A 14338-nucleotide genomic window follows, 5' to 3' on the forward strand; every position below is an offset into this window, starting at 1 on the left:
AGGGTCTGCGCTTCGCAATCCGCGAAGGCGGCCGTACCGTTGGCGCGGGCGTTGTTGCTTCTGTTATCGCTTAATTGCGATAGTATTTGACGCAATGCGCATGAAAAGGGCATCATTTGATGCCCTTTTTGCACGCTGTCACTTAGAACCTGGCTCATCAGTGATTTTCAATCATAATCATTGCTGAGACAGGCTCTGTTTTACAGCGCTGGAGACCGAGTTATGCCCAACAGCTCATTCGGTTTGGATGCCTCGCCTATACGCGGGGCAGAATAGTTTCTGAATTATTGTGGCAGGTTGGTTTATGAGTGCGAATACCGAAGCTCAAGGGAGCGGGCGCGGCCTGGAAGCGATAAAGTGGGTAGCTGTGATTGCGTTACTGCTGGTTGCCATTGTAGGCAACTATCTCTATCGCGATATTACGCTGCCCTTACGTGCGCTGGCTGTAGTAGTGCTGATCGCTGCTGCGGGTGGCATCGCTTTACTGACTATCAAAGGTAAAGCAACCGTGGCTTTTGCTCGTGAAGCAAGAACCGAAATGCGCAAGGTTATCTGGCCAACCCGTCAGGAAACCTTACATACCACGCTAATCGTTGCCGCGGTTACGGCCGTGATGTCACTGATTTTGTGGGGGCTGGATGGTATTCTGGTCCGTCTGGTATCGTTTATTACTGGCCTGAGGTTCTGAGATGTCTGAAGCTCCAAAAAAACGCTGGTACGTCGTTCAGGCGTTCTCCGGTTTTGAAGCCCGCGTAGCGAAGTCGCTGCAAGAGCATATCAAACTGCACAACATGGAAGAACTGTTTGGTGACGTCATGGTGCCGACTGAAGAAGTCGTTGAAATCCGTGGCGGTCAGCGTCGCAAAAGCGAGCGCAAATTCTTCCCTGGCTACGTGCTGGTACAGATGGTGATGAATGACGCCAGCTGGCACCTGGTGCGCAGTGTACCGCGTGTAATGGGCTTCATTGGCGGTACATCTGACCGTCCTGCACCAATCAGTGACAAAGAAGTTGATGCGATTATGAACCGCCTGCAGCAGGTAGGTGATAAGCCGCGTCCGAAAACGCTGTTTGAGCCAGGCGAGATGGTACGCGTCAACGACGGTCCGTTTGCTGACTTCAACGGCGTGGTCGAAGAAGTTGACTATGAGAAGAGCCGCCTGAAAGTGTCGGTCTCTATCTTTGGTCGTGCAACACCGGTTGAGCTCGATTTTGCTCAGGTGGAGAAAGGTTAACCCTTTTGTTCACTTTTTGACTCTTGCAGAAGGCGCGAAATTTACCTATAATTTCGCGCCTTTTGTTTTTACACGCTGGCAACGGCGGGTAAATCGTTACCACGGGGAGCCTGTTTTCAGGCGCTATACCCAATAGAGGAATTATCATGGCCAAGAAAGTACAAGCCTACGTTAAGCTGCAGGTTGCAGCTGGTATGGCTAACCCGAGCCCACCGGTTGGTCCGGCTCTGGGTCAGCAGGGTGTTAACATCATGGAATTCTGTAAAGCGTTTAACGCCAAAACAGAATCTCTGGAGAAAGGCCTGCCTACTCCAGTTGTTATCACTGTATATAGCGACCGTTCTTTCACCTTCGTTACCAAAACGCCTCCGGCTGCCGTACTGCTGAAAAAAGCAGCGGGCATCAAGTCTGGTTCTGGTAAGCCGAACAAAGACAAAGTCGGTAAAGTAACTCGTGCTCAGGTACGTGAAATCGCAGAAACCAAAGCTGCGGACATGACTGGTGCTGACGTAGAAGCGATGACTCGCTCTATCGAAGGTACTGCTCGTTCCATGGGCCTGGTAGTGGAGGATTAAGAAATGGCTAAGCTGACCAAGCGCATGCGCGTGATCCGTGACAAAGTTGATGCAACTAAACAGTACGACATCAACGAAGCTGTTGCTCTGCTGAAAGAACTGGCTACTGCCAAATTCACAGAAAGCGTAGACGTTGCTGTTAACCTCGGCATCGATGCACGTAAATCTGATCAGAACGTACGTGGTGCAACCGTTCTGCCACACGGTACTGGTCGTTCAGTACGTGTTGCTGTCTTTACCCAGGGCGCAAACGCTGAAGCTGCTAAAGCAGCTGGCGCTGAGCTGGTGGGTATGGAAGATCTGGCCGATCAGATCAAAAAAGGCGAAATGAACTTTGACGTCGTTATCGCATCTCCGGATGCAATGCGCGTTGTTGGCCAGCTGGGCCAGGTTCTGGGTCCACGTGGTCTGATGCCAAACCCGAAAGTTGGTACTGTAACGCCAAACGTTGCTGAAGCGGTTAAGAACGCTAAAGCAGGTCAGGTTCGTTATCGTAACGACAAAAACGGCATCATCCACACTACCATCGGTAAAGTGGACTTCGATACTGACAAACTGAAAGAAAACCTGGAATCTCTGCTGGTTGCGCTGAAAAAAGCAAAACCTGCTCAGGCTAAAGGCGTGTACATCAAGAAAGTCAGCATCTCTACCACCATGGGCGCCGGCGTTGCCGTTGACCAGGCTGGTCTGAACGCAGCAGCAAACTAATTGCTGCTTGAAACGGGCGAAAAATTCATCTAGAATCTTACGCCCGTTGTTCTGAATGAACACTGTTCTCAGAACCCAAATTCATAGCCGCTGCGGCTTAATGTGGTAATGCATTAAAATACAGCGGCTAAGGTTGGAGCCAGGCCTGATCCTGGCCTCCGTCCAAGACCGCAGGAGCGGAAATTTCTTCGGAAACTCTGCTTAATATCCTGCGTAGACGGTGACAGAACCAAAAAGATTTATTTCTTCACTGGATTCTGCTCACCGTGTAATAGCGCCTGCTGCTTTCGGGCGGTCAGGTGAAGTGAGTTCCGGGAAATTTTTCCCGGTCAAATCCAGGAGCAAAGCTAATGGCATTAAATCTTCAAGGCAAACAAGCGATTGTTGCTGAAGTTAGCGAAGTAGCCAAAGGCGCGCTTTCAGCGGTTGTTGCGGATTCCCGTGGCGTTACCGTTGATAAAATGACTGAACTGCGTAAAGCAGGTCGTGAAGCTGGCGTTTACATGCGTGTTGTTCGCAACACCCTGCTGCGCCGCGTCGTTGAAGGTACTCCTTTTGAGTGCCTGAAAGACACGTTTGTTGGTCCGACCCTGATTGCATACTCTATGGAACACCCGGGCGCTGCTGCTCGTCTGTTCAAAGAGTTCGCGAAAGCGAATGCAAAATTTGAGGTCAAAGCTGCAGCCTTTGAAGGTGAGCTGATCACGGCGGACAATATTGACCGTCTGGCAACTCTGCCGACTTACGAAGAAGCACTGGCACGTCTGATGTCGACCATGAAAGAAGCCGCTGCTGGCAAACTGGTTCGCACTCTGGCTGCTGTACGCGATGCAAAAGAAGCGGCTTAAGGCCTCTCTCTTTTCCTTCGTACCTGCTTACGTATAAACTTTTTGTGAATTTTAGGAACAATCGACATGTCTATCACTAAAGATCAAATCCTGGAAGCCGTTGCAGCTATGTCCGTAATGGAAGTAGTTGAGCTGGTTTCTGCTATGGAAGAAAAATTCGGCGTTTCTGCTGCTGCTGCTGTAGCTGTAGCTGCTGGCCCGGCTGAAGCTGTTGAAGAGAAAACTGAGTTCGACGTTGTGCTGAAAGCAGCTGGCGCGAACAAAGTAGCAGTCATCAAAGCAGTACGTACTGCAACTGGTCTGGGCCTGAAAGAAGCCAAAGATCTGGTTGAAGCGACTGGCGTGATCAAAGAAGGCATCAGCAAAGATGACGCAGCTGCACTTGAAGCTGCTCTGAAAGAAGCTGGCGCTGAAGTTGAAGTTAAGTAAGACAACCTTAGGGTTGCAGTCTGAGTAATCGGGCTGATGGCTGGTGACTTTTTGGTCACCAGCCTTTTTGCGCTACAGGGGAACGATGGCGTTTCGCACTGTTTATCCATTGTTTCTCTTCAATATCTTTTTCTATCGACGCCTTAATATACCGCTCTCCTGTGAAGGTTCCCTGCCGGCACAATAGCGATGAAATGATTTAAGAGTGATAGAAAGATGTATTGCATGGGGTGCCACGCATCGCATGAAAAACAAAAATAGTGTTGCATAACTGTCCCGTCAGGACGGACAGCGTGGGTCGACTTGTCAGCTAGCTGAGGAACCCTATGGTTTACTCCTATACCGAGAAAAAACGTATTCGTAAGGATTTTGGTAAACGTCCACAAGTTCTGGATGTTCCCTATCTCCTTTCTATCCAGCTTGACTCGTTTCAGAAGTTCATCGAGCAAGATCCAGAAGGCCAGTACGGTCTGGAAGCAGCCTTCCGTTCCGTGTTCCCAATCGCGAGCTACAGCGGCAACTCTGAATTGCAGTATGTCAGCTATCGCCTGGGTGAGCCGGTCTTTGACGTCACTGAATGTCAGATCCGTGGCGTGACCTATTCGGCACCGCTGCGCGTGAAATTGCGTCTGGTGATCTACGAGCGCGAAGCGCCGGAAGGCACCGTCAAAGACATCAAAGAACAAGAAGTCTACATGGGTGAAATTCCACTCATGACTGACAACGGTACCTTTGTTATCAATGGTACTGAGCGTGTTATCGTTTCTCAGCTGCATCGTAGTCCTGGCGTGTTCTTTGACAGCGATAAGGGTAAAACGCACTCTTCCGGTAAAGTGCTTTATAACGCACGTATCATCCCTTACCGTGGTTCATGGCTCGACTTCGAGTTCGATCCAAAAGATAACCTGTTCGTCCGTATTGACCGCCGTCGTAAGCTGCCGGCCAGTATCATCCTGCGCGCGCTGGAATACACCACTGAGCAGATCCTCGATCTGTTCTTCGAAAAAGTGGTCTTTGAAATCCGCGACAACAAGCTGCAGATGGAACTGGTGCCTGAGCGCCTGCGTGGCGAAACGGCTTCCTTCGATATCGAAGCCAACGGTACGGTCTACGTTGAGAAAGGTCGTCGCATCACTGCGCGTCATATTCGCCAGCTGGAAAAAGATAGCGTTCAGCATATCGAAGTTCCGGTTGAATATATCGCCGGTAAAGTCGTTGCTAAAGACTACATCGATCTGAACACCGGTGAGCTGATTGTTCCGGCTAACATGGAGCTGTCACTGGATCTGCTGGCGAAACTGAGCCAGTCGGGCCACAAGCGCATCGAAACCCTGTTCACCAACGATCTGGATCACGGCCCTTATATCTCCGAGACCCTGCGTGTTGACCCAACCAACGATCGCCTGAGCGCGCTGGTTGAGATCTACCGTATGATGCGTCCGGGCGAGCCGCCAACGCGTGAAGCAGCGGAAAACCTGTTTGAGAACCTGTTCTTCTCTGAAGATCGTTACGATCTCTCTGCGGTCGGCCGCATGAAGTTCAACCGTTCTCTGCTGCGCGATGAGATCGAAGGTTCAGGTATCCTGAGCAAAGAAGATATCATCGAGGTGATGAAGAAGCTGATCGGTATCCGTAACGGTATCGGTGAAGTGGATGACATCGATCACCTTGGTAACCGTCGTATCCGTTCTGTCGGTGAGATGGCTGAGAACCAGTTCCGCGTAGGTCTGGTTCGCGTTGAGCGTGCAGTGAAAGAGCGTCTGTCACTGGGCGATCTCGATACGCTGATGCCGCAGGATATGATTAACGCCAAGCCAATTTCAGCCGCAGTGAAAGAGTTCTTTGGTTCCAGCCAGCTGTCTCAGTTTATGGACCAGAACAACCCGCTGTCTGAAATTACGCATAAGCGCCGTATTTCTGCTCTGGGCCCAGGCGGTCTGACCCGTGAGCGTGCTGGCTTTGAAGTGCGTGACGTACACCCGACTCACTACGGTCGCGTATGTCCAATCGAAACGCCGGAAGGCCCGAACATCGGCCTGATCAACTCACTCTCTGTCTACGCGCAAACCAACGAATATGGTTTCCTTGAGACACCATACCGTCGCGTTGTTGATGGCAAAGTGAGTGACGAAATTCATTACCTCTCTGCGATTGAAGAGGGTAACTACGTTATCGCTCAGGCGAACACCAACCTTGCTGATGATGGCAGCTTTGTTGACGATCTCGTCACCTGCCGCAGCAAAGGTGAGTCGAGCCTGTTCAGCCGCGATCAGGTTGACTACATGGACGTTTCCACCCAGCAGGTGGTTTCTGTCGGTGCGTCACTGATCCCGTTCCTGGAACACGATGATGCTAACCGCGCCCTGATGGGTGCGAACATGCAACGTCAGGCGGTCCCGACCCTGCGCGCTGATAAGCCGCTGGTAGGTACCGGTATGGAGCGTGCAGTAGCGGTTGACTCCGGTGTAACTGCCGTCGCGAAACGTGGTGGTACCGTACAGTATGTTGATGCATCCCGTATCGTTATCAAAGTTAACGAAGAAGAGATGTACGCAGGCGAAGCCGGTATCGACATCTACAACCTGACCAAGTACACCCGTTCAAACCAGAACACCTGTATCAACCAGATGCCGTGTGTCTCTCTGGGTGAGCCAATCGAGCGCGGTGACGTGCTGGCAGATGGTCCATCCACCGATCTGGGTGAGCTGGCGCTGGGTCAGAACATGCGCGTGGCGTTCATGCCATGGAACGGTTACAACTTCGAAGACTCCATCCTCGTCTCAGAGCGTGTAGTGCAGGAAGACCGTTTCACCACGATTCACATTCAGGAACTGGCTTGCGTGTCCCGTGACACCAAACTGGGGCCGGAAGAGATCACCGCTGACATCCCGAACGTCGGCGAAGCTGCGCTCTCCAAGCTGGATGAATCCGGTATCGTCTATATCGGTGCAGAAGTCACCGGTGGTGACATTCTGGTCGGTAAGGTAACGCCTAAAGGCGAAACCCAGCTGACGCCAGAAGAGAAACTGCTGCGCGCTATCTTCGGTGAAAAAGCGTCCGACGTGAAAGACTCGTCGCTGCGCGTACCGAATGGCGTCTCTGGTACCGTTATCGATGTGCAGGTCTTTACCCGCGATGGCGTAGAAAAAGACAAGCGCGCGCTGGAAATCGAAGAGATGCAGCTGAAGCAGGCGAAGAAAGACCTGTCTGAAGAACTGCAGATCCTCGAAGCGGGTCTGTTCAGCCGTATTCAGGCTGTGCTGATCGCAGGCGGCGTTGAAGCGGATAAGCTGGACAAGCTGCCGCGTGAGCGCTGGCTGGAGCTGGGCCTGACTGACGAAGAGAAGCAGAATACTCTCGAGCAGCTGGCCGGACAGTATGATGAGCTGAAGCACGAGTTTGAGAAGAAACTCGAAGCGAAGCGTCGCAAAATCACCCAGGGCGACGATCTGGCACCAGGCGTGCTGAAGATCGTTAAGGTTTATCTGGCCGTTAAACGTCAGATCCAGCCTGGTGACAAAATGGCAGGTCGTCACGGTAACAAAGGTGTTATCTCCAAGATCAACCCGATCGAAGATATGCCTTATGACGAAAACGGCACGCCGGTTGACATCGTACTGAACCCGCTGGGCGTACCATCGCGTATGAACATCGGTCAGATCCTGGAAACCCACCTGGGTATGGCGGCGAAAGGCATTGGTGAGAAGATCAATGCGATGCTGAAGAAGCAGGAAGAAGTCGCCAAACTGCGTGAGTTTATCCAGCGTGCTTACGATCTGGGCACCGACGTGCGTCAGAAAGTTGATCTGAACACCTTCTCGGACGATGAAGTGCTGCGTCTGGCAGAGAACCTGAAAAAAGGTATGCCAATCGCCACGCCAGTGTTCGATGGTGCGAAAGAGAGCGAGATCAAAGAGCTGCTGCAGCTCGGCGGCCTGCCTTCTTCTGGTCAGATCACGCTGTTTGATGGCCGTACCGGTGAGCAGTTTGAGCGTCAGGTAACCGTAGGTTACATGTACATGCTGAAACTGAACCACCTGGTTGATGACAAGATGCACGCCCGTTCGACCGGCTCCTACAGCCTCGTTACTCAGCAGCCGCTGGGTGGTAAGGCGCAGTTCGGTGGTCAGCGCTTCGGTGAGATGGAAGTGTGGGCACTGGAAGCATACGGTGCCGCGTATACCCTGCAGGAAATGCTTACCGTTAAGTCTGATGACGTCAACGGCCGTACGAAGATGTATAAAAACATCGTCGATGGCAACCATCAGATGGAACCGGGCATGCCGGAATCTTTCAACGTACTGTTGAAAGAGATCCGCTCGCTGGGTATCAACATCGAGCTGGAAGACGAGTAAGCACTCGCAAGTACTGGTTATGGGACGCGCACTCCGGGTGCGCGTCCCTGAGAGTTCCACTCCGACGGGAGCTAATCCGTGAAAGACTTACTTAAGTTTCTGAAAGCGCAAACTAAAACCGAAGAGTTTGATGCGATCAAAATTGCGCTGGCTTCGCCAGACATGATCCGTTCCTGGTCTTTTGGTGAAGTTAAAAAGCCGGAAACCATTAACTACCGTACCTTCAAGCCAGAGCGTGACGGTCTTTTCTGTGCCCGTATTTTCGGACCGGTTAAAGACTACGAGTGCCTGTGCGGTAAGTACAAGCGCCTGAAGCATCGCGGTGTTATCTGCGAGAAGTGCGGCGTTGAAGTGACGCAGACCAAAGTACGCCGTGAGCGTATGGGTCACATCGAGCTGGCTTCACCTACTGCACACATCTGGTTCCTGAAGTCGCTGCCGTCCCGTATCGGCCTGCTGCTGGATATGCCACTGCGTGACATTGAGCGTGTCCTCTACTTCGAATCCTACGTGGTTATCGAAGGCGGCATGACCAACCTGGAAAAACGTCAGATTCTGACGGAAGAGCAGTATCTTGACGCGCTGGAAGAGTTCGGTGACGAATTTGACGCGAAGATGGGTGCGGAAGCGATCCAGGCACTGCTGAAAAATATGGATCTGGAGCAGGAGTGCGAGCAGCTGCGTGAAGAGCTGAACGAGACTAACTCCGAGACCAAACGTAAAAAGCTGACCAAGCGTATCAAGCTGCTGGAAGCGTTCGTGCAGTCTGGCAACAAGCCAGAGTGGATGATCCTGACCGTTCTGCCGGTTCTGCCGCCAGATCTGCGTCCGCTGGTACCGCTGGATGGTGGTCGTTTCGCAACGTCAGATCTGAACGATCTCTATCGTCGCGTGATCAACCGTAACAACCGTCTGAAGCGTCTGCTGGATCTGGCTGCGCCAGATATCATCGTGCGTAACGAAAAGCGTATGCTGCAGGAAGCGGTAGATGCCCTGCTGGATAACGGCCGTCGCGGTCGTGCCATCACCGGCTCTAACAAGCGTCCGCTGAAATCGCTGGCTGACATGATCAAAGGTAAGCAGGGTCGTTTCCGTCAGAACCTGCTGGGTAAACGCGTTGACTACTCCGGTCGTTCGGTTATCACCGTGGGTCCATACCTGCGTCTGCATCAGTGCGGTCTGCCGAAGAAAATGGCGCTGGAGCTGTTCAAACCGTTCATCTACGGCAAGCTGGAGCTGCGTGGTCTTGCTACCACCATCAAAGCTGCCAAGAAAATGGTTGAGCGTGAAGAAGCGGTTGTCTGGGATATCCTGGACGAAGTTATCCGCGAACACCCGGTACTGCTGAACCGTGCGCCAACGCTGCACCGTCTCGGTATCCAGGCGTTTGAACCGGTTCTGATCGAAGGTAAAGCGATTCAGCTGCACCCGCTGGTCTGTGCGGCCTATAACGCCGACTTCGATGGTGACCAGATGGCGGTACACGTTCCGCTGACGCTGGAAGCTCAGCTGGAAGCGCGTGCGCTGATGATGTCGACCAACAACATTCTGTCGCCAGCGAACGGTGAGCCAATCATCGTTCCTTCACAGGACGTTGTTCTGGGTCTGTACTATATGACCCGCGACAAAGTAAACGCCAAAGGCGAAGGCATGGTGCTGACCGGCCCGAAAGAAGCTGAGCGTGTTTACCGCGCTGGCCTGGCTGAGCTGCACGCCCGCGTTAAAGTGCGTATTACAGAATATGCGAAAAACGAACAGGAAGAGCTCGTTGCGAAAACCAGCCTGATCGACACGACCATTGGCCGTGCGATTCTGTGGATGATCGTACCGAAAGGTCTGCCTTACTCCATCGTCAATCAGGCGCTGGGTAAGAAAGCGATCTCCAAAATGCTGAACACCTGTTACCGCATTCTGGGCCTGAAGCCGACCGTTATCTTTGCTGACCAGACCATGTACACCGGTTTCGCCTATGCAGCCCGTTCAGGTGCATCAGTCGGTATCGACGACATGGTTATTCCGGCGAAGAAAGCGGAAATCATCGCTGAAGCTGAAGCTGAAGTGGCTGAGATCCAGGAGCAGTTCCAGTCTGGTCTGGTTACGGCGGGTGAACGTTATAACAAAGTCATCGATATCTGGGCCGCTGCCAACGAACGCGTCTCTAAAGCGATGATGGATAACCTGCAGACGGAAACCGTTATCAATCGTAACGGCGAAGAAGAGCAGCAGGTCTCGTTCAACAGCATCTACATGATGGCCGACTCCGGTGCGCGTGGTTCTGCAGCACAGATTCGTCAGCTGGCAGGTATGCGTGGTCTGATGGCGAAGCCAGATGGCTCCATCATCGAGACGCCTATCACGGCAAACTTCCGTGAAGGCCTGAACGTACTGCAGTACTTCATCTCGACGCACGGTGCACGTAAAGGTCTGGCCGATACCGCACTGAAAACGGCAAACTCCGGTTATCTGACCCGTCGTCTGGTTGACGTGGCGCAGGATCTGGTCGTTACCGAAGATGACTGCGGCACGTTCGAAGGCATCATGATGACGCCGGTTATCGAAGGTGGCGACGTTAAAGAGCCGCTGCGTGAGCGTGTACTGGGTCGTGTAACGGCTGAAGACGTTCTGAAGCCAGGCACTGCTGACATCCTGATCCCGCGTAACACGCTGATCGATGAGCACTGGTGTGACGTAGTGGAAGAGAACTCCGTTGACGTCATCAAAGTGCGTTCAGTCGTAAGCTGTGAAACCGACTTCGGTGTGTGTGCACACTGCTACGGTCGCGACCTGGCACGTGGTCACATCATCAACAAAGGTGAGGCCATCGGCGTTATCGCAGCACAGTCCATCGGTGAGCCGGGTACTCAGCTGACAATGCGTACGTTCCACATCGGTGGTGCGGCATCGCGTGCGGCTGCTGAATCCAGCATTCAGGTGAAGAACAAAGGTACTATCAAGCTGACCAACGCGAAGTCAGTAACCAACTCCTCCGGGAAGCTGGTTATCGTTTCACGTAACGTTGAGCTGAAGATGATCGACGAGTTCGGTCGTACCAAAGAGAGCTATAAAGTGCCTTACGGTGCGGTGATGGCGAAAGGTGATGGCGAGCAGGTTGCTGCAGGCGAAACCGTAGCAAACTGGGATCCGCACACCATGCCGGTAATCACCGAAGTGGGTGGTTTCATCCGCTTCACCGACATGATCGACGGTCAGACCATTACCCGTCAGACTGACGACCTTACCGGTCTGTCATCGCTGGTGGTACTGGATTCCGCAGAGCGTACCGCTGGCGGTAAAGACCTGCGTCCGGCGCTGAAAATCGTTGATGCCAACGGCAACGACGTTCTGATCCCGGGCACCGACATGCCGGCTCAGTACTTCCTGCCAGGTAAAGCGATTGTGCAGCTGGAAGATGGCGTGAAGATCAGCTCGGGTGATACCCTGGCGCGTGTTCCGCAGGAATCTGGCGGTACCAAGGATATCACCGGTGGTCTGCCGCGCGTTGCGGATCTGTTCGAAGCGCGTCGTCCGAAAGAGCCAGCTATTCTGGCGGAGATCAGCGGTATCATCTCCTTCGGTAAAGAGACCAAAGGTAAGCGTCGTCTGGTGATCACACCGGTTGATGGCAGCGATCCGTACGAAGAGATGATTCCGAAGTGGCGTCAGCTTAACGTATTCGAAGGTGAGCGCGTGGAACGCGGTGACGTCGTATCTGACGGCCCGGAATCACCACACGACATCCTGCGTCTGCGTGGCGTTCATGCGGTAACGCGTTATATCACTAACGAAGTGCAGGAAGTTTACCGCCTGCAGGGCGTTAAGATTAACGATAAGCACATCGAAGTCATCGTACGTCAGATGCTGCGTAAAGCGACTATCATGAGCGCAGGTAGCTCGGAGTTCCTTGAAGGCGAGCAGGCAGAAGTCTCCCGCATCAAGATCTCCAACCGCGATCTGGAGACCGCTGGCAAAATCGGCGCAACCTATGCGCGCGATCTGCTGGGTATTACCAAAGCGTCTCTGGCAACCGAGTCGTTCATCTCTGCAGCCTCGTTCCAGGAGACCACGCGTGTCCTGACCGAAGCCGCAGTAGCAGGCAAGCGTGATGAACTGCGCGGCCTGAAAGAGAACGTTATCGTGGGTCGTCTGATCCCGGCTGGTACCGGTTATGCTTACCATCAGGATCGTATGCGTCGCCGTCAGGCGGGTGAAGCACCGGTTGCACCGCAGGTGACTGCGGATGAAGCCTCTGCAAGCCTGGCTGAGCTGCTGAACGCTGGTCTGGGTGGCAACAACGACGAGTAATCGTCTGCTGCACCGATGATAAAAAACCCTGCTCCGGCAGGGTTTTTTTTTGCCTGATGCTCAGCGCTTACACTTTACATCGTGGCGCGTCAGGCCAATATCGCGCAGCTGATTATCGCTAAGCTGAGCCAGTACCTGACGCGTCGCGCGTCGGGCACGCCACTGCTTCAGCATCCGCAGCGCCGCACGAATAATGTCTGGCAGCGTTACGCTGAAAGGTTTTGCAGCACAATTCTGATCAAATTCCATTCTCTCGCTCCTCAACAGGGGTATCTGAGCAGCATTGTCCGTTTTCCCGTCAAAACCATACAGACCCAAATACAGGGTTTGTTAACCATACAGATTGCGTTTTGTCCCGTCTGAATGCTAAAAGTAGCGCTTATCTGTACTGGTTTTTTAGATGGATTTGTTGCCAGGAGCATACAATGACGCGCTATCAGCATCTGGCCTGCCTGCTCTCCGATCGGATTGAGCAGGGGCTTTATCGCAGCGGTGAACGCCTGCCTTCAGTACGCACGCTGAGTAGCGAGCATGGGGTCAGTATCAGCACCGTGCAGCAGGCGTATCATCTGCTGGAAGAGAAGCAGCTGATCGTACCGCAGCCGCGATCCGGCTATTTTGTCGCCACGCATAAAGCGACCCCGCCGATGCCTGCGCTGACGCGCCCGGTACAGCGGCCGGTAGAGGTTACGCAGTGGGATTCCGTGCTGGAACTCCTCAGCAGCCGCACCAGCGGTGACGTGATGCAGCTGGGCAGCGGCATGCCCGATCTGACGCAGCCCACGCTGAAACCGCTGTGGAAAATCATGAGCCGGCTGGCGCAGAAACAGCAGACCGAACTGCTCAACTATGACAGTCTGCTCGGCGTCAGCGCCCTGCGCGAGCAGGTGGCGCGCCTGACCATCGACAGCGGTTGCCAGCTGACGGCAGAGGATATTGTGATCACCACCGGCTGCCATGAGGCGCTGTCGGTTTCCATTCGCGCCGTCTGTGCGCCGGGTGACATTATTGCGGTAGAGTCGCCCGCGTTTCATGGCACGATGCAGACATTGCGCGGACTGGGGATCAGGGTGATTGAAATCCCGACCGACTCAGTCACCGGGATCAGCCTTGAGGCACTGGAGCTGGCGTTTGAGCAGTGGCCAATCAAAGCCGTAGTGGTGGTGCCAAACTGCAATAATCCGCTGGGTTTTATTATGCCGGAAGCGCGCAAGCGGGCGCTGCTGGCGCTGGCGCAGCGGGTTGATGCCGCCATCATAGAGGATGATGTCTATGGCGAGCTGGCATGGGACTACCCGCGTCCTGTCACGCTCAAATCGCTCGACATGGATGGCCGCGTGCTGCTCTGCAGCTCATTTTCAAAAACGCTGGCACCGGGGCTGCGGGTGGGCTGGGTGGCACCGGGTCGCTATCGCGACAGGGTACTGCATATGAAATATATCGGCACCGGATCCACGGCCACGCTGCCGCAGCACACCGTGGCGGAGTTTATTCGCCAGGGCCACTATCTCCCGCACCTGCGCCGTATGCGCCAGGTGTATCAGCGCAACTATGAAACATTCAGCTGCTGGGTGCGGCACTACTTTCCCTGCGGCATCTGCGTATCGCGCCCGCAGGGTGGGTTTCTGATGTGGATTGAGCTGCCGGAGGCGTTTGATGCGGTGCGGCTTAATGCCGAGCTGCGCGAGGCCAGCCTGCAGGTCGCCGTGGGTTCTCTGTTTTCCGCTGCGGGTAAATACCGTAACTGTCTGCGACTCAATTACGGCTTGCCCATGAATGAACAGACGGAGCAGGCGCTGGCGCGGCTGGGAACGGCGGTAGAGCGCGCCATGCAGGCGTGCAGCAGCGACAAACATCAGGCGGAGCAGCTGGTGGCGGAGTAAACC

The 14338-nt window shown here is 53.8% G+C and carries 11 protein-coding genes; 10 read left to right on the forward strand and 1 reads right to left on the reverse strand.

Annotation, left to right across the window (positions count from 1 at the left end):
• The 9 genes from AC2CF9_RS17555 to rpoC form a co-directional block, all read left to right on the forward strand.
• On the forward strand, positions 1-74 hold a 74-nt coding region (locus tag AC2CF9_RS17555; protein ID WP_219927954.1), incomplete at its 5' end, for an EF-Tu C-terminal domain-related protein.
• Between the two features lie 230 nt (positions 75-304).
• Entirely contained in the window at positions 305-688 is a 384-nt protein-coding gene (gene secE, locus AC2CF9_RS17560) for a preprotein translocase subunit SecE (protein WP_039381824.1), read from the forward strand.
• Between the two features lies 1 nt (position 689).
• Positions 690-1235: a transcription termination/antitermination protein NusG gene (gene nusG / locus AC2CF9_RS17565; RefSeq protein ID WP_039381825.1), complete on the forward strand. Its 546-nt coding sequence runs from the start codon at positions 690-692 to the stop codon at positions 1233-1235.
• 146 nt (positions 1236-1381) lie between these two features.
• Positions 1382-1810: a 50S ribosomal protein L11 gene (rplK, locus tag AC2CF9_RS17570; protein WP_013507401.1), complete on the forward strand. Its 429-nt coding sequence runs from the start codon at positions 1382-1384 to the stop codon at positions 1808-1810.
• Positions 1811-1813: 3 nt separating this feature from the next.
• Positions 1814-2518: a 50S ribosomal protein L1 gene (gene rplA, locus AC2CF9_RS17575; protein WP_150018763.1), complete on the forward strand. Its 705-nt coding sequence runs from the start codon at positions 1814-1816 to the stop codon at positions 2516-2518.
• Between the two features lie 350 nt (positions 2519-2868).
• On the forward strand, positions 2869-3366 hold the full coding sequence (rplJ, locus tag AC2CF9_RS17580) for a 50S ribosomal protein L10 (protein ID WP_065648600.1): 498 nt from the start codon (positions 2869-2871) through the stop codon (positions 3364-3366).
• A gap of 66 nt (positions 3367-3432) precedes the next feature.
• Positions 3433-3795 carry a 50S ribosomal protein L7/L12 gene (rplL, locus tag AC2CF9_RS17585; protein ID WP_065648601.1) on the forward strand — a complete coding sequence of 121 codons (363 nt, stop codon included), beginning with the start codon at positions 3433-3435 and terminating at the stop codon, positions 3793-3795.
• Positions 3796-4121: 326 nt separating this feature from the next.
• On the forward strand, positions 4122-8150 hold the full coding sequence (gene rpoB / locus AC2CF9_RS17590) for a DNA-directed RNA polymerase subunit beta (protein ID WP_039381834.1): 4029 nt from the start codon (positions 4122-4124) through the stop codon (positions 8148-8150).
• 78 nt (positions 8151-8228) lie between these two features.
• Complete coding sequence (gene rpoC / locus AC2CF9_RS17595) at positions 8229-12452, forward strand: DNA-directed RNA polymerase subunit beta' (RefSeq protein ID WP_039381836.1); 4224 nt, start codon at positions 8229-8231, stop codon at positions 12450-12452.
• 60 nt (positions 12453-12512) lie between these two features.
• On the opposite strand, the gene AC2CF9_RS17600 is transcribed toward rpoC, so the two are convergent.
• Positions 12513-12701, reverse strand: coding sequence for a DUF1127 domain-containing protein (locus AC2CF9_RS17600; protein WP_484557568.1), 189 nt, complete (start codon positions 12699-12701; stop codon positions 12513-12515).
• A 176-nt stretch (positions 12702-12877) separates the two neighbouring features.
• Between AC2CF9_RS17600 and AC2CF9_RS17605 the strand changes: the two genes are divergently transcribed.
• A complete protein-coding gene (locus tag AC2CF9_RS17605) occupies positions 12878-14335 on the forward strand; it encodes an aminotransferase-like domain-containing protein (protein ID WP_484557569.1) in 1458 nt (485 codons plus the stop codon).
• The last annotated feature ends 3 nt before the right edge of the window (positions 14336-14338 follow it).

The organism is Pantoea sp. SYBGC1, from assembly GCF_057197005.1.

Excerpts from the sequence above, each read along its gene's own strand:
- AC2CF9_RS17605 (WP_484557569.1), top strand. The coding sequence starts at position 12,878 with ATGACGCGCTATCAGCATCTGGCCTGCCTGCTCTCCGATCGGATTGAG.
- nusG (WP_039381825.1), top strand. The coding sequence starts at position 690 with ATGTCTGAAGCTCCAAAAAAACGCTGGTACGTCGTTCAGGCGTTCTCC.
- rpoB (WP_039381834.1), top strand. The coding sequence starts at position 4,122 with ATGGTTTACTCCTATACCGAGAAAAAACGTATTCGTAAGGATTTTGGT.
- rplJ (WP_065648600.1), top strand. The coding sequence starts at position 2,869 with ATGGCATTAAATCTTCAAGGCAAACAAGCGATTGTTGCTGAAGTTAGC.
- rplA (WP_150018763.1), top strand. The coding sequence starts at position 1,814 with ATGGCTAAGCTGACCAAGCGCATGCGCGTGATCCGTGACAAAGTTGAT.
- rplL (WP_065648601.1), top strand. The coding sequence starts at position 3,433 with ATGTCTATCACTAAAGATCAAATCCTGGAAGCCGTTGCAGCTATGTCC.
- AC2CF9_RS17600 (WP_484557568.1), bottom strand. The coding sequence starts at position 12,701 with ATGGAATTTGATCAGAATTGTGCTGCAAAACCTTTCAGCGTAACGCTG.
- secE (WP_039381824.1), top strand. The coding sequence starts at position 305 with ATGAGTGCGAATACCGAAGCTCAAGGGAGCGGGCGCGGCCTGGAAGCG.
- rplK (WP_013507401.1), top strand. The coding sequence starts at position 1,382 with ATGGCCAAGAAAGTACAAGCCTACGTTAAGCTGCAGGTTGCAGCTGGT.